Annotated in this window: 17 protein-coding genes; 12 read left to right on the top strand and 5 right to left on the bottom strand. The window is 59.7% G+C overall.

Annotation, left to right across the window (positions count from 1 at the left end):
* Positions 1-3 precede the first annotated feature (3 nt).
* Genes BUB69_RS05755 through BUB69_RS05745 form a run of 3 tightly spaced genes read left to right on the top strand, consistent with a single transcriptional unit; the run spans position 4 to position 4,992 of the window.
* Positions 4-2,124, top strand: coding sequence for a glycosyl transferase family protein (locus BUB69_RS05755; RefSeq protein WP_073163308.1), 2,121 nt, complete (start codon positions 4-6; stop codon positions 2,122-2,124).
* Positions 2,121-4,085 (top strand): NfrA family protein, encoded by a 1,965-nt coding sequence (locus tag BUB69_RS05750; protein WP_073163305.1) that lies wholly within the window; start codon positions 2,121-2,123, stop codon positions 4,083-4,085. Before BUB69_RS05755 ends, BUB69_RS05750 begins: the two co-directional genes overlap by 4 nt.
* A gap of 34 nt (positions 4,086-4,119) precedes the next feature.
* Entirely contained in the window at positions 4,120-4,992 is an 873-nt protein-coding gene (locus BUB69_RS05745; RefSeq protein WP_073163302.1) for an alpha-amylase family protein, read from the top strand.
* 93 nt (positions 4,993-5,085) lie between these two features.
* On the opposite strand, the gene BUB69_RS05740 is transcribed toward BUB69_RS05745, so the two are convergent.
* Positions 5,086-6,105: a Leu/Phe/Val dehydrogenase gene (locus BUB69_RS05740; RefSeq protein WP_073163300.1), complete on the bottom strand. Its 1,020-nt coding sequence runs from the start codon at positions 6,103-6,105 to the stop codon at positions 5,086-5,088.
* A gap of 163 nt (positions 6,106-6,268) precedes the next feature.
* On the opposite strand from BUB69_RS05740, the gene BUB69_RS05735 reads away from it, so the two are divergent.
* Complete coding sequence (locus tag BUB69_RS05735) at positions 6,269-7,072, top strand: SirB1 family protein (RefSeq protein ID WP_073163298.1); 804 nt, start codon at positions 6,269-6,271, stop codon at positions 7,070-7,072.
* Between the two features lie 185 nt (positions 7,073-7,257).
* On the opposite strand, the gene BUB69_RS05730 is transcribed toward BUB69_RS05735, so the two are convergent.
* The 3 genes from BUB69_RS05730 to BUB69_RS05720 form a co-directional block, all read right to left on the bottom strand.
* Positions 7,258-7,815 (bottom strand): hypothetical protein, encoded by a 558-nt coding sequence (locus BUB69_RS05730; RefSeq protein WP_073163295.1) that lies wholly within the window; start codon positions 7,813-7,815, stop codon positions 7,258-7,260.
* Between the two features lie 235 nt (positions 7,816-8,050).
* The gene (locus tag BUB69_RS05725) at positions 8,051-8,962 is read right to left on the bottom strand and encodes an SDR family oxidoreductase (RefSeq protein WP_073163292.1); all 912 of its coding nucleotides are present in this window, start codon (positions 8,960-8,962) and stop codon (positions 8,051-8,053) included.
* Positions 8,963-9,073: 111 nt separating this feature from the next.
* Positions 9,074-9,526: a flavodoxin gene (locus tag BUB69_RS05720; RefSeq protein WP_073163290.1), complete on the bottom strand. Its 453-nt coding sequence runs from the start codon at positions 9,524-9,526 to the stop codon at positions 9,074-9,076.
* A 152-nt stretch (positions 9,527-9,678) separates the two neighbouring features.
* Between BUB69_RS05720 and BUB69_RS05715 the strand changes: the two genes are divergently transcribed.
* Both BUB69_RS05715 and BUB69_RS05710 read left to right on the top strand, forming a co-directional pair.
* Positions 9,679-10,134 (top strand): PAS domain-containing protein, encoded by a 456-nt coding sequence (locus BUB69_RS05715; protein ID WP_073163288.1) that lies wholly within the window; start codon positions 9,679-9,681, stop codon positions 10,132-10,134.
* 77 nt (positions 10,135-10,211) lie between these two features.
* Positions 10,212-10,814: a hypothetical protein gene (locus BUB69_RS05710; RefSeq protein WP_073163286.1), complete on the top strand. Its 603-nt coding sequence runs from the start codon at positions 10,212-10,214 to the stop codon at positions 10,812-10,814.
* 210 nt (positions 10,815-11,024) lie between these two features.
* On the opposite strand, the gene BUB69_RS05705 is transcribed toward BUB69_RS05710, so the two are convergent.
* Positions 11,025-11,987 (bottom strand): MerR family transcriptional regulator, encoded by a 963-nt coding sequence (locus BUB69_RS05705; RefSeq protein ID WP_073164303.1) that lies wholly within the window; start codon positions 11,985-11,987, stop codon positions 11,025-11,027.
* 234 nt (positions 11,988-12,221) lie between these two features.
* Between BUB69_RS05705 and BUB69_RS05700 the strand changes: the two genes are divergently transcribed.
* From BUB69_RS05700 to BUB69_RS05675, 6 genes are all read left to right on the top strand, one after another.
* Positions 12,222-12,791 (top strand): putative antibiotic biosynthesis monooxygenase, encoded by a 570-nt coding sequence (locus BUB69_RS05700; RefSeq protein WP_073163284.1) that lies wholly within the window; start codon positions 12,222-12,224, stop codon positions 12,789-12,791.
* Positions 12,792-13,050: 259 nt separating this feature from the next.
* Positions 13,051-13,755: a dihydromonapterin reductase gene (gene folM, locus BUB69_RS05695; RefSeq protein ID WP_175561660.1), complete on the top strand. Its 705-nt coding sequence runs from the start codon at positions 13,051-13,053 to the stop codon at positions 13,753-13,755.
* 21 nt (positions 13,756-13,776) lie between these two features.
* A complete protein-coding gene (gene folE / locus BUB69_RS05690) occupies positions 13,777-14,340 on the top strand; it encodes a GTP cyclohydrolase I FolE (RefSeq protein WP_073163282.1) in 564 nt (187 codons plus the stop codon).
* The gene (folX, locus tag BUB69_RS05685) at positions 14,340-14,711 is read left to right on the top strand and encodes a dihydroneopterin triphosphate 2'-epimerase (protein ID WP_024688638.1); all 372 of its coding nucleotides are present in this window, start codon (positions 14,340-14,342) and stop codon (positions 14,709-14,711) included. The genes folE and folX overlap by 1 nt, the downstream gene beginning before the upstream one ends.
* 44 nt (positions 14,712-14,755) lie before the next feature.
* Positions 14,756-15,052: a DUF1244 domain-containing protein gene (locus BUB69_RS05680; protein ID WP_073163279.1), complete on the top strand. Its 297-nt coding sequence runs from the start codon at positions 14,756-14,758 to the stop codon at positions 15,050-15,052.
* Complete coding sequence (locus tag BUB69_RS05675) at positions 15,045-15,386, top strand: HopJ type III effector protein (protein WP_073163277.1); 342 nt, start codon at positions 15,045-15,047, stop codon at positions 15,384-15,386. Before BUB69_RS05680 ends, BUB69_RS05675 begins: the two co-directional genes overlap by 8 nt.
* Positions 15,387-15,491: the final 105 nt, after the last annotated feature.

Here is a 15,491-nt window from a genome sequence, read left to right as displayed (position 1 = left end):
GCAATGACGTCGCTTTATTGGCCGTACTGGCTGGCCCATTACTACAGCGTGCTGGAAGTCGCGACCATCGTCGTCGGCTTGATCATTCTGGTGTCGAGCATCGATGACCTGATCATCGACGTCTGGTACTGGGCCAGACGGCTGTACCGCAAGTTCACTGCTGAACGCCGCTACCGGCCACTGACCGCCGAACAACTGATGGCCCGCGACGAGCAGCCGCTGGCGATCATGGTTCCGGCCTGGCTGGAATACGACGTCATTGCGCCGATGATCGAGAACATGGTGTCGACCCTCGACTACCAGAACTACGTCGTCTTCGTCGGCACCTACATCAACGACCAGCGCACCATCGACGAGGTGGAGCGCATGCGTCGTCGTTACAAGCAGTTGCACCGTGTGGAGGTCCCGCACGACGGTCCCACGTGCAAGGCCGACTGCCTGAACTGGGTGATCCAGGCCATCTTTCTATATGAGCAGACCCATGCCGTGCAGTTCGCCGGCACGATCCTGCACGACAGTGAAGACGTGCTGCACCCGCTGGAATTGCGCCTGTTCAACTACCTGCTGCCGCGCAAGGACATGATCCAGTTGCCGGTCGTGTCGCTGGAACGCAATTGGTATGAATGGGTGGCGGGCACGTACATGGACGAGTTCGCCGAATGGCACGGCAAGGACCTGGTGGTACGCGAAAGCATGACCGATACCGTGCCGTCCGCAGGCGTAGGCACCTGTTTTTCGCGTCGCGCCTTGATGGTGCTGGCCGATGAAAACCAGAATCAGCCGTTCAACACCGAAAGCCTGACCGAAGACTACGACGTCGGCGCGCGCCTGGCGAAATACGGCATGCAGGCGATTTTCGTGCGCTTTCCGGTGCAGTTTCGTGTGCTGCGCAAATCCTGGTTTCGCAAGCCGTACGAATCGACGCTGGAAATGCCGTTGTGCGTGCGCGAGTTTTTCCCCGATACCTTCCGCACCGCGTTTCGCCAAAAGGCTCGCTGGACGCTGGGCATCGGTCTGCAAGGCTGGGAACAGATGGGCTGGAGCGGCTCGCTTGCCAACCGCTACCTGTTGTTTCGCGACCGCAAGGGCGTGGTGACTTCGTTTGTCAGCATCATTGCTTACATCATCCTGGTGCAGTTGGTGGCGTTGATCGTGTTGCGTGCCAGCGGGCTGTGGAATACCAGTTTCCCCACACCGTTCGAAACCAACGGCATCATCAAATACCTGCTGGTGGCCAACGGCATTGCGCTGCTATGGCGCATGGTGCATCGCTTTTATTTCACGACGATTCTCTACGGCTGGCAGCACGGTTTGCTGTCGCTGCCGCGCATGGTGGTTGGCAATTTCGTCAACTTCATGGCTGCGGCGCGGGCGTGGCGCATGTTTCTGGTGGGCAAGCTGCTCAATCGCAAACTGGCCTGGGACAAGACCATGCACGACTTTCCGTCCACCGACCTGGTTGCCATCGCGCCGCGTCGGCTGGGCAGCGTGTTGTTGTCGTGGCAAGCCATCAACGACGAGAAACTGCAAACCGCGCTGACTGAACAGCAGACCCGCAAGCTGCCGTTGGGGCGCATCCTGCTGAGCCACGGCTGGCTCGACGATGAAACCCTGGCCGAAGCCATTGCGTTCCAGAGCGACCTGCCTCGGGTGTTCGACATCGCCAGCAAACGCGCTACCGACTCGACGCTCGCCGACGAATTCTGTCTGCGCTGGCGCGCCGTGCCCCTGGCCGCCGACATTCAGGGGCGGCAGGAACTCGCGGTTGCCAGCCCGCTTCCCGAAGAAGGATTGCGGCAGATTACCGAGCAACTGGGTGCAGAGCCTGTGCAACTGATCGCGCGCGAAAGCGAAATCGTCGCGCAACTGCGCCTGTTGCAGGCAGTCGACGGTCAACCACTGCCGGCCACAGCGCCACTGCTGGGCGACCTGCTGATCGAACAAGGACTGCTGGAGCGGGAGGTGTTCAGCAAGGCCATGCTCGGCTATCGCCCCCACATACACGGCCGGATCGGCGATTACCTGGTCGACATCGGTGTGCTGCCGCGCGAAACCATCGAGCAGGCCGTGGCGCGTCAGCACGACCATTACCGACCTGACGCCCCCACGGAGCAGCCGCTATGAAGCGCCCGTTCATCCTGTCCGTCATGGCGACCGGCCTGAGCCTGTGTTCATCGTTCAGCCAGGCGCAGATCCTGCCGCTGCCGTTGACCGGCCCCGCCTACGCCGTCGCCAACGAAGCGTACGCGGCCTACAACCGCAAGGATTACGACCTGGCCATTGCCAAGGCGCGTGAAGCCTTGCGCCAGCGCGAGGACGCCGATCAGTTGCGTAAACTGATCGCACTGGCCGAGCGCGACAAGGACCGGCGTGATCATCCGCAACGCTATCCTGCTGCACGACCAAAGCCTGGCTATCTGGAAGGCAATCTTGCCCTGCGTGCCTACGCCAACCGCGACTACGAGCGCTCGGCGCAACATGCGCGCAAGGCCGTGGCCCAGGCACCGAAGAATCTCGACTACCGCATGATGCTGATCGAAGCGCTGCAACGTCAGCAGCGGCTGGATGAGGCTCAAGTGGCAATCGATGAAGCGACTCAGGCGGTCGGACCGCAACCGGCGCTGACCCGACGCCAACAGGCGATTCAGGAACAGTTGGCGGAGAATACGGCTGCCAGCGGCTATGCCGCGCTGGCCCGTGGCGACAGCGAAACGGCGGTCAGCGAAGCCCGTGATGCGGTGCGTCGTTTCCCCCGGCAAGTGGCGTATCGAAAACTGCTGGTCAGCGCACTGATCGCCCAACAGCAATTCAGCGAGGCCCGCTCTGCAGCGACCGAAGCGCTGGCGCTCAATGGCAATGATGCGACCTTGCTCGTCCAGCGCGGGCAAATGCGTCAGCGCCTGGGCGACACCTCCGGTGCCCGCCAGGACTTTGCCCAGGCGCTTGCCGTCGGCAACCTGTCACTGCGCGAACAGGCGTCGCTGTACGCCGCGATGGGGCAGCCCAAAGAGGCCATGCTGCGCATGCAGAAAGCCCGTGACGCTGGCGAGCTGCATCCCGGTGACGAAGTCCAGCTTGCCTATATGCTCAGCCAGGCAGGCGATGATCGCGGTGCGCTGAACGAATTCAAGCGAGTGGACCGGCAGTTCGGGCTCAAGCCCAAGGAGGTTCAGGATGCTGCGTACAGCGCCATGCGTAACGACGATGACGCGCAAGCCATCGCATATTTCCGGCGCGTTCTGGATTACCAGCAGACCGGTGATCTGCGCATGCCCGATCAGCAGGTGTTCGACACTCGCCGCGCAGTCTCGGACCTGTCCCGCGAATGGGGCGTGACCAACACCACCACGTACCGCGGCGCCAGCACCTCAAGCGGCCTGAATGGCGCACCCGGCGGCAACAGTGACAGCGTGCAGAACAGCACCGAAGTGTTCTGGCGGCCGTTCGGCTATCGCAATGCGCGCTTTGTCGAATTGTATGGTCGGGTGACCGACACACTCTGGAGCAAGGAAAGCAGCGCCGACACCGGCGCAGATGCCTTGCAGGGCGCGCTTGGGGTGCGGGTCAAGCCGTTCAGCAGCGTCAACGTGATCGGTGCGCTGGAGCGGACCTTTCCGATCGGCCGTTCGAATATCGACGGCGATTGGCTGGTGCGGCTGGGCTACGGCTCCAGCATCGGTACCGACCTGCGCGTCGATGTGCCCAGTTGGTGGACCTCGCAGCTGTACCTGGAAGGCGGTCGATACCTGCAGGACAAGCGCAATTACTTCAACAGTGAATGGCAGGTCGGCCGCAGTTTCCGCCTGGACAGCATCAGCCCCAGGCTGGTGGTGTTCCCGCATGTGGTCGCCGCGGTGGACTACGACTCGAAAATGCGCAGCGAAGTCGATGCACTGGGCCAGAACCGCACCTCGTCCGGTAATGCGGGCGGGCTGGGCGTCGGCACGGGCGTGCGCTACTGGTTCCGCGAGGACAAGTACAAGGCACCACAGTCCTACGTCGATTTTTCCGTGCAGTACCGCGAGAAGGTATTCGGCGACGATCGCGCCGAGGGCGTGTTCGCACGTATGACCTTTTCATGGTGATCGCACTGGCGCAACGTGGATCGAGGGACAATGCTTGAAGGGCCTCATGTCGCTGTTGCAGGGAAGGCCCTTGATCAAGACCTCGTTGGCGGCGCTGCTGATCGGTGTGCTCGGCATCGTGACGGGCGAGCTCGGTCAGCTGTTTCCCTCCAAAGGCTCGAACATCGTCGGGATCGTCTGGCAGCCAGATAATGCCACCGTGGGCATCAGCGGCGACTGGGACAGGCTGGGCGCACGGGAACTGCTGGTGCAATGGACGGCGGTGGATAACCAGGCATTCATTCCCGGCACCACGCTGCCCACCGTACCGGTTCTTCCAGACTGGGCACGCATTGGCAAAGAGCCTTGGGCACAGGATGTGATTCTGGGACTGGCCGGGCATTTCAGTGAAAACCTGTCGCGCGACAACATTGAGCAACTGGCAACGCTTTCGGCGCAACTGGCCAAGGTCAAGACGCCGCTCAATGTCACCGGCTGGTATTTTCCAGCGGAGGTCGATCCCAGCTGGAGCCGTGCAAAAGAGTTGCCCGCGCTGTTGGCAAAACTGCCAAGACCGTTGTGGATCAGCGTCTATGACGGCGCCAACATCGGCCCTGCTGCGACCGCCGACTGGCTGAAAACCTGGCTGCCGGATGACATCGGTGTGTTCTTCCAGGACGGCGTCGGCGTCTACGCCCGCACCGCCCCGGTCGCACGTACCTATGCCGACGCCTTGCGCGCGCGGCTGGGCAAACATCGCGTGAGGATCATCGTCGAAGCCTTTCGTCCGCAGGTCGGCGGCGGCTTTCGCTCAGCGACGGCGGCCGAATTGAAACCCCAGCTTGCGGCGTATGAGGGCTATCCCCTGTATCTGTTCGACGGTCCGCATTATGTGACGCCTGCGCTGGTGAAGGCGCTGAGCAAATAGACACTCATTTCTGCTCAGTCAACCACAGGCTGTTTGAGAGGCTTGGCCGGATCGGACGGTTCTATCTGAGAAAACGTGTCGTCAAACGAGACGTTACCTCTTCAACAATCGCTCGGCCATGTCATCGGCAATGCGTGCCGCCGAGCGTTTTTCGGCCTGTGAATGGGCGAAAACTTCAGTCAGACGCAGACCGATTCGGGACAAGTGGCTGCTGATCGCGTTTTGATCCTTCGCGTAATGACTGAGGGTGACGTAGATCAGCCCGCCTGAATTGATGACGTAATCCGGCGCATAAAGAATCCCGCGGGCCTCCAGTTGGTCGGCGACCTGCAGGCTGCTCAACTGGTTGTTGGCAGCCCCTGCCACTGCCGCGCAGCGCAATTGCGCGACGCTCTTGCAGTTCAATACATGGCCCAGGGCACAGGGCGCAAGAATATCGCACGGAGTGCTCAGCAGCGCTTCACAGGCGACCGGATGGGCATCGAACTGCTCCATCGCCCGCTGCACACGGTCGCTGTCCAGATCACTGACCAGCAACTCCGCCCCGGCAGCGTGCAGGAGCTCCGCCAGGGGATAGCCCACATGCCCCAGCCCCTGGATAGCCACGCGCAGGCCTTCCAGGTTATCGCTGCCCAGACGGGCCATGGCAGTGGCGCGTATACCGGTAAAAATACCGACAGCCGTGCTCGGCGACGGATCGCCCTCTTCACTGGTGCTGGTGACATGGTGCGTAGCGCGGGCAATGCAGTCCATGTCGAGGCTGGATGTTCCGCTGTCGACCGCTGTGATGTACCGCCCGTTGAGGGTTTCGATGAAGCGCCCCAGTGACTCGAACAGCGCCGGGCGACTGACCAGCCGCGGGGGCCGAATGATCACGGTCTTGCCGCCACCGACCGGAAGACCGGCAAGCGCAGCCTTGTAGCTCATGCTCTTTGCCAGTCGAATGGCGTCCTCTATCGCACTCTCTTCGTCTGGATAGGTCAGGTAGCGACAACCTCCCAGCGCCGGTCCCATCCGGCTGTTGTGGATAGCGATCACGGCGGTCAATCCGACCTGCGGGTCGCTGACCATGTGCAGCGCCTCGACACCGGACTGTTGCATGAGAGCGAACATTTAGAATGTTCCCCGTTCGTTTATCAGGCGAGTATAGGTGCTGGCCTGAAAAACAATCGACCGTTCAGGCAGATACAAGCGGCGCTGGACGAAATACGTGGGCAGGGCTACAAGGAATCATCGACAACACGCTTTCACCGAACCTGTTCGAAGGGAGGGGTTCATGACTCCACGTCAGCATTGTCTGGCCTGCCTGCAGCGCATATCGCCCGCTGTGTTCGAAGCCGCGCTATGGGTTTCGACGGAGCACGACGTCCGGTTTGCTCGCCATGACGTCATGGCCGAGATGGATCATCTACAGCATCACATCGGCAACGCGCTGCCCGTGGCACCCGCCCCCGAACTCGCTCAGTTGATGCTGCGACAGCTCAGCGCGCTGGGTTTTCAACAGGATGACTGGAACCCTCCCCGGCCCGATTCGGCGCTGCTGCACAAAGTGATAGAACGTCGCCGGGGCCAGCCATTGGGGCTGGCAATAGTGGCAATGGAAGTGGCCAGACGGCTGGACATCAGCCTTGAAGGAGTCAATTTTCCAGGGCATTTTCTGCTGCGCGTACCGGGTGCAGATCACCTGCTTGATCCCTGTGGTGGACGCAGACTGTACCCCAGGGACTGCCGCGAACTGCTGGTGCGACAGTTCGGACCGACCATGCAACTGCACGCCGTGCACATGACCCGCGCAACGCCGGTGAACATGCTGCAGCGCCTCTCACGCAACCTGAGGCATCTGCACACGCTCAATGATGATCTGATGGCTGCCCTCAAGGATGCAGACCGCATTGTCGAACTCGGTCAGGCGACCAGCAACGACCACATGGCTCGCGCCAGCCTTTACCAACTGCTGGAATGCCCACAGGCCGAACGTTTCGACCTGCAACACGCCCTGCTGCTCAGCGATGATCCGATACAAAGGCTCAGGCTGGCTGAACGCCTGAGCCAGTTGCCTTCGCATCGCAGCGTGCACTGACCGCTCGACCAGGGTGGGTATTGTTGCGGTCGAGGTAACGCTGCATATCCTGTGCAGGGATGTTTCAACCACGTCATGGGCGTTAACCTGCGCGCCCTCGAATGACGTGGATTTTTCAGCTCCCTGATCAACGTCTGTTTAGCCGCTGCTTGTGCAGCGGCTTTTTTTCGTCCGCAAAGAACGGCTCAGGCTTTGGTGTGGACCGCACCGGATTTGACCCCGCTTTTTTCGTCACTCCGGAATTTGCGTATATCGGGGCTGTCTCCGGATTGTGCGAAAACCTGGAGGTTCTGAATGATATGAATGGCTCTGATGTAGTCGGGCAATAACACGCTGGCGTAAGGATCGCCCATCGACGTCTTTTCTTTCATATCGATAATGCGGTTGGCAAAGAACTCCAGTGCATTGATTTCCTTGTCCGGGTTGAGCACTTTGCCTTTTTTGTCGAACTCGTCACCGGCCCGGTTCAACAGCTCCGCCGTGTGATTGTCGATGAAACCGAACTTGTACAGCATCATGCCCGTCTTGCCGAGTTGCTTGGGGGTGATCTGTTCGGGGTTGAAATCCTTGAACAAGGGTTTCAATTTGCGTTTTTCCATCTCGAACGAGTTGAGCGCAATCGCGTTCTCGCCGACCTCTCTGAGCACCTGACTGACTTGAACGGCAGCCCTCTTGTTTTTGACGCGTGGCGGGGGTGTCTGGATTTCGAAGGGCGGAAGGTCGCCCCAGATTGATCTGGCCATAATGTTCTCCGATTATCAAAGCGTTCAGCAGTCATATCGGAGAACGGGAGACTTAATGAATAGCGTTAAAAAAATCCATACCTGACTTACTTGAATAACGGAAAAACCCTACAACACCATTAGATGCTTCTTACTCCGAAGACAAATGACGCCTCGGAAAATATAAATGTATACATCATGCCGGATAGACCGAGGCGAAACATGCCTGTTTCGCCTGGCCTGCTGTCACGGAAACTTACCTCACAGACTTCTGCAAATTGGCCATCATTTCCTTCAGCGCCTCGATATTGTCGGCCGGGTGTGCCGCGCCTTCAAAATCACCAATGGCCTGCCAGTGGTCGGCGACATCCTGCGGGCTGAAGCCCGCGTGCGGATCGAAACAGGCACCCAGGCTGCGCTCCCAGCGAACCTTGCCGATCCAGCCGCCGCCCACTTCGAACAGGCTGCCGCTTTCCTGGCAAGACTCACTGCCCAGATACACCACCAGCGGGCTGACCAGTTCGGGCTTGAGCAACTCGAATACATTGGCCGGTATCAGCCCCTCGGTCATGCGCGTCCCGCCGGTCGGGGCGATGGCGTTGACGAATATCCGGTTCTTGCGTCCTTCCAGCGCCAGGGTGCGCGTCAGGCCATACAGCCCAAGTTTTGCCGTCGCGTAGTTGGACTGCCCGAAATTGCCGTAAATGCCTGACGTTGATGACGTGAAAATAACCCGGCCAAAATTCTGCTCGCGCAGGTAAGGCCACGCCGCGTGAGTGACTTTGTAGGCACCTTCCACATGCACGCGATAAACCAGATCCCAGTCGGCGTCCTCCATCTTGGTGAAGGTCTTGTCCCGAAGAATGCCGGCGTTGTTGACCACGACGTCGATGCGGCCGAAGGCGTCGAGCGCATGCTGGACAATGTGCCCGCCTTCGGTGACCGAGTCATGGTTGGCGACCGCCGTGCCACCTGCTTCGCGAATCTCGGCCACCACACGGTCGGCAGCCGAGGCGTTGGCGCCTTCACCGTGCGCCGAGCCACCCAGGTCGTTGACCACTACCCGGGCCCCGTGCTTCGCAAACAGTAGCGCATGGGCGCGCCCAAGGCCGCCACCGGCGCCTGTCACGACGACCACTTTGTCTTCAAAACGCACGGACTCGCTCATTGCTGGCTCCACTGGCAGAGGAATGTAGGCAATGAGTGTCGTCCAGCACCGCACGCGTCACAATCAATACGGCCGCCGCTGAATGGTGCGCGATAACGCAGCGCGATAGTTTCAGCCCAGGTGCGTGATGAACTCGGCGAGCCATGGCTCGGCATCGCTTTCAGGCGTCACGCTCTCGCTCGCATCCAGTTGCAGCAGCGCTTGCACCTGATTGACACCCAGTTCTGCGAACAGCTCACGCAGTTGCTCCCCGCCCGCGCAGAACGTATCGCCGTAACTGGCGTCACCCAGACCGATCACACCACCGGGCAGCCCACGCAGGGCGGCGGGCAATTGATCTCGAAGCTGGGAGTAGAGCGGCATGATGTTGTCCGGCAGCTCGCCCATTCCCGTGGTCGAGGTCACTGCCAGCAGCGCCTGAGGCTCGAAGGCCAACAGTTCGGGCAGGGTGATGCGCGAATTGAGCAATGTCTCGTGCCCGGCCGAACGCAACAGGGCGCCAGCATGCCGGGCCACCTCTTCGGCCGCTCCGTAGACCGAACCGCATACAATGGCGACTCTCATGACTCATCCTTTGGCAGCTTGAAAAAGGGCGACAGTATGCCTCAGGCATGGACGTCATTTCAGCCCTGCCGAGCCTGGCATGACAACCTGACTCGCACTCTGGCCGCGCACGGCTCTAGAATGTAGCCCTGAACCACCGGGACGGGTACGCGATGATCAGTGCAACCTTGCTGCAACAGGTAATAGAAGCTTCGACCGACGGTATCGTCGTTGCCGAGCAGGAAGGTGAAGACACCATCCTGATCTACGCCAACAAGGGCTTTACCGCGCTCACCGGTTACTCCCCTGAGGAAGTCCTTTATCAGGACTGCCGATTTCTCCAGGCAACCGACCGTCAGCCCGAGGCACTTGAGGCCATTCATAACGCAATACGCGATGGTCAGTCTTGCCGTCAGATCCTGCGCAACTACCGCAAGGACGGCGGTACGTTCTGGAACGAGCTGTCTATCACACCGGTGCGCAACGAAGCCGACCAGTTGATGTATTACATCGGCATCCAGAAAGATGTCACCGTGCAGGTGGAGAATGAGCAACGAATCGAAGAACTTGTGAAACAGTTGGCAGAGGCCAGGGCGGAAATTGAAGCACTGAAAGCGGGAAATAGCTGAAAATACGACGAGCGGCAGGAACGCCGTACGGATCCAATGGTCTTTTTCATCAATTACCGGTTAGTCCGAGTCACGCCATGCAACCTGATTCACTCCTCACGCAAGCTGAACTGGATTTCATCCAGGGCATGCAGCGCAACCCCAAACTGAACGTGCGTGACAGCACGCGCAGTCTGCTGGTCAATGGCGGCGTGCAGATCCAGGATTTGTTGACGCGCCTGGCGGCTCATGAGCAGGTGACCATTCATGCCCAGTTCAAAAACCAGCAGATGAATTTTCCGCTGCATCTGGTGGAAGATGAATTTCACGCGCTGCACCTTGAACTGGGCGCGCCCAGTATTTTCGAGGAAGGGCCGCAGATTCGCCCATGGCGTCTGGTGCTGGAAGAGCCTGTACCACTGGAAACCGAAAAAGGCGCACTGACCTCGCTTTGGGTTCACGAACTCTCGTTCAAGGGCGTTTTGCTGGAATGCCGAAAGCAGCGCAAGCTGCCCAAACACTTTGCTGCCTGGTTCAATCCGCCGGGACTGGTGCCGATCGCCATGCGCGGCAAGCTCGAACGCCTCAAGGACAATAACGTCGGGGCCTATCGCCTCAGTCAGAGCAAGGAAGATGCGGAGCGATTGCGCCAGTACATCCTGCAGGAACACCAGCGCATACACCCCACCCTGCATCGCTGAGACACCCGCCCCTCTTCCTGCCAAACAGCCTGTACCCACTGAAGAAAAATGATTGTGTGGCAGCGGACAGAGCGTCGCTCCGTTTGTCCGCGAATGCAGCCGTTCAGCTACAGCCTCTTCATCGAATTTATCGACCTTTTCGCGGACAAGTCAGCGCCTACACGATGTGCGGTGCCTCACGTCGAAGACGTGGTGAAGCCTGCCACCTGCTTATGTGTCCATCAGACCGGCCATGAACCGTCTCAACAGTTGCCGCATCGAAAGACCATCGCTGCCCAGACAACCAATGACTGACCCTGCGAGCCCTTCGCCCGCAAGATGCGCCGCTTCGCCGGCCAGCAATACCGGACACTCGATCGCCAGCGCCAGTCGAACCAGACGCGCGGGCAATCCTGCGGCTGGCGGGCTATTGGAAAACAGCACGAGCGCTGCCGGCCTGATCCTGTTGCACACCAGGCCCAGTTCCTCGAATGGCTGGCCGACAGGCAATACCCGCACGCTGTGCCCGGAACTGCCCATCAGCAGTCCCGCCACCCACAACTCAAGCGCCCTGTCCTGTTCGGGCAAGCCGGCAAGTAGCACACAGGACGTACCTGGCTCGATTGCCAGGTGCAAACGTTGCTGAACACGACGCTGCAGGAAAGCGTCGAGGAACAGCCATTCACTGGTACAGCCGAACGTATCCTGATCCAGCAGCAGGTCGCGCCAGATCGGCATGAGAATGTCTTCGAACACCACCGTCAACGAGCAGGTGGAAAAAACCTGTCCATAGACCTGCTCGAGGCGCTGCTCATCGAACCGTCCGATGGCTTCACGCAACATCACCTGCCACCGGGCCCGGTCGGTTCGCGATATCGGGTCGAGTGCCGTATCGCACTGAACAGAGGCGCTCTCGGCGCGCGCCAGCATCCTGCTCACCTTGCTGACCGCCACGCCGCGCTCCGTCCAGACCAGGATACGACGCACGGTCTCGATATCCGACAACGAGTAAAGACGGTGGCCACTTGCGGTGCGCGTGGGCCGAATCAACCCATAGCGGCGTTCCCAGGCACGTAACGTGATCGGGTTGACGCCCGTCAGCCGGGCAACTTCACGAATGGGAAACAGCTCTTTGTGCTTGAAATCGTGGTCGGGATTCTTTTCGACACAGCTGTCATGGGGTGAATGGCTCATACCGATCATCACTTATTAGTGTGCACCGCATTGTAAACAGCCTCATCGAGAGGTCTATCTCGACAGGCCTCAAGGTCTGAGTCCCGTGGCCCGTCACAAAGTTCTACTTGTTTTAGCGGGATTCGGGAATAATCCTTGCTTGCTTCTGACTGAAGCTGACGCGGCCCAACACCCCGGTGCCCTGTCATGTGACCTCCCTATCCGGGATTCTCACGCCTCTACCGGAGATACACAATGTCTACCTCACCCGTCACGCTGATGGTCGCGCGCCGTGTTGCCCATGGCCGCTATCAAGAGTTGATTGCCTGGCTGCATGAGGGCGAACAACTGGCTACCGACTTTCCCGGCTACCTCGGCTCCGGCGTGCTGGCTCCTCCGCCGGGAGACGATGAATTCCAGATCATTTTCCGCTTTGCCGACGAGCAGACCATGCACACCTGGGAGCATTCCGCGTCGCGACGCTCCTGGCTGGTGCGCGGCAGTGGTCTTTTTGCCCAGCCCTCGGAACATCGTGTGAGTGGCATCGACGGCTGGTTCGGTGCTGCCGATCAACGCCCGCCGCGCTGGAAGCAGGCTGTGGCGATATGGCTGGCCTTCTTCCCCGTGTCGTTGATCTTCAACTTCCTGCTGGGCCCATTGCTCAATCATCTCGATCTGCTGCCACGCATCATGATCAGTACAGCCGTGCTGACGCCGCTGATGGTGTATCTGTTCATCCCGCTGTCAACACGCCTGCTCGCCCGCTGGCTACAGAGCACGCCTGCCACGGCCGCACGCCGAGCGCACTCCGCCTCCTCCCGATAAACCGCGACAAGACCTGTACAGAGTTCACGAATCGGTACAGGTCCTGCCCGCGCACAGAGACCGCTCAACCCCCTGACTTTTCGCCCGCCAGACGCGTCGCTTACCCAAAGAGCGTCAGTCTTGTGGCAATCAGGGTTGTACAAAAAAATTCTCTGGTATAAGTTTGCCTTCAGTCCGGGCAACATTTTGAAGCAGGTTGTTTTCCCGACCGGACCGCAGATGCCCTCTCAACAACCCGATGCGTGAACTGCCGATGGACATTTCTTCTGCCCCGATCCTGATCACAGGCGCCAGCCAGCGTGTGGGTCTGCATTGCGCACAGCGCCTGCTGGAGCAAGGGCAGCCGGTCATCATCAGCTACCGCAGCGAGCGACCGAGTGTCGATGAGTTGCGTCGGGCAGGGGCTGTGGCCCTGAAAGGTGATTTCTCCACCGAAGCAGGGATCATGGCGTTTATCGCCGAGCTGAAAAGCCATACCGACAGTCTGCGTGCCATCGTGCACAACGCATCCGAATGGCTGACGGAAACGCCAGGCGACGAAGCAGAGCAATTTGCGCAGATGTTCAGCGTGCACATGCTCGCGCCCTATCTGATCAATTTGCACTGCGCATCATTGCTGCATGTCAGCGAGGTCGCCGACATCGTTCACATCAGTGACGACGTCACGCGCAAAGGCAGCAGCAAGCACATCGCGTATTGCGCCAGCAAGGCAGGCCTGGAAAGCCTGACACTGTCATTCGCCGCACGGCTCGCGCCGCGCATCAAGGTCAATGGCATTGCTCCGGCACTGCTGATGTTCCAACCCAAGGACGACGCTGCATACCGCGCCAACGCCCTCGCCAAGTCGGCGCTGGGCATAGAGCCTGGTGCAGAAGTGATCTACCAGAGCCTGCGCTACCTTCTGGACAGCACTTATGTCACCGGCACAACACTGACCGTAAACGGCGGACGGCACGTCAAGTAGGCCGCCCCGAGGATCAATCTGATGAGCTTATCCCTGCCACAGCATTATCGAGACATTCTGGTCGGCCTCGGTGAGGATCCGGATCGCGAAGGTCTTCTGGACACGCCAAAACGCGCTGCCAAAGCGATGCAGTACCTGTGTCATGGGTACACCCAGAGCGTTGAAGAAATCGTCAACGGCGCTCTGTTCGCGTCAGACAACGATGAAATGGTCATCGTCCAGAACATCGAGCTGTACTCGTTGTGCGAACACCACCTGCTGCCCTTCATCGGCAAGGCTCATGTCGCTTACATTCCGACCGGCAAGGTACTGGGTCTGTCCAAGATCGCACGCATCGTGGACATGTTCGCGCGACGCCTGCAGATTCAGGAGAACCTGACGCGCCAGATCGCCGAGGCGATCAAGGACGTGACCGGTGCTTCCGGCGTGGCTGTTGTGATCGAGGCCAAACACATGTGCATGATGATGCGCGGTGTCGAAAAGCAGAACTCGACCATGAATACCTCGGTCATGCTGGGTGCCTTTCGCGAATCGAGCACGACGCGCATGGAGTTTCTGCAACTGATCGGAAGGAGCAAACAGTAATGGCCCGCCTGGAACCCGGCACCGCTCGCATTCGCGTCAAGGACCTGCGCCTGCGCACCTTCATTGGCATCAATGAAGACGAGATCCTCAACAAGCAGGACGTGTTGATCAACCTGACGATTCTGTATGCAGCCCAGGAAGCGGTCCGCGACAACGATATCGAGCACGCGCTCAACTACCGCACCATCACCAAAGCGGTCATTCAGCACGTGGAAGGCAATCGCTTTGCATTGCTGGAAAGACTGACCCAGGAAGTGCTCGACCTGGTGATGACCCATCAGGCCGTGACGTACGCTGAAGTGGAAGTCGACAAACCGCATGCACTGCGTTTTGCCGAGTCAGTCTCGATCACGCTCGCCGGTCAACGCTGAAACTCTTATCATGACGCGACTTTACTGACTGAAAAGAGCCCGTCATGACCGAGCAAGAACGCCTCGAACTCGAAGCCGCCGCCTTTCGCCGACTGGTCGCCCATCTGGACAGCCGCAAGGATGTCCAGAACATCGACCTGATGAACCTGTCCGGCTTCTGCCGTAACTGCCTGTCCAAGTGGTACAAGGCTGCCGCAGACGAAAAACACATCGACATCAGCCTCGATGACGCCCGTGAAGTGGTCTACGGCATGCCGTACAGCGAGTGGAAAGCTCAATACCAGAAAGAAGCCAGCGCCGAGCAACAGGCTGCCTTTAGCAAGGAACCCAAGCATGACTGAACTGAACACCCTGCGCACACACCTGCGCAGCGGCGAGCACGCCTTTGCCGACACCCTGGCGTTCATCGCCGATACCTATGACTACCAGCCACAAGCGTTCCGTAATGGCGACGTCGACAACGCAGCGGGCCAGAACGAAGGCTCGTGCAAAACCCTGGGCATGGCCCTGCTGGAAGGCCTGAGCGACGAAGAAGCGTTACTCGCGTTCGGCGAACATTACCGATCGGTACTCGCTACACCAGAGGGCAGCGACCACGGCAACATTCGCGCCCTGATCAAGCACGGCCTGGCAGGCGTGAAGTTCGAAGCTGAACCGCTGAAGCGTAAAGGCTGAAACAGCCGGCTACTCAGCGACAGGCCCATGGGCATACCACGCCGACGTGCCCTCTTCGCGGACAAGTCCGCTCCCACGATCACACTCAGCCCGTAGGAGTGGACT

The sequence above is a fragment of the Pseudomonas asturiensis genome (assembly GCF_900143095.1).
Classification (GTDB): Bacteria; Pseudomonadota; Gammaproteobacteria; order Pseudomonadales; family Pseudomonadaceae; genus Aquipseudomonas; species Aquipseudomonas asturiensis.
Note: the sequence above shows the minus strand (reverse complement) of the source record. Positions and strands in the feature narration are given on the sequence as shown.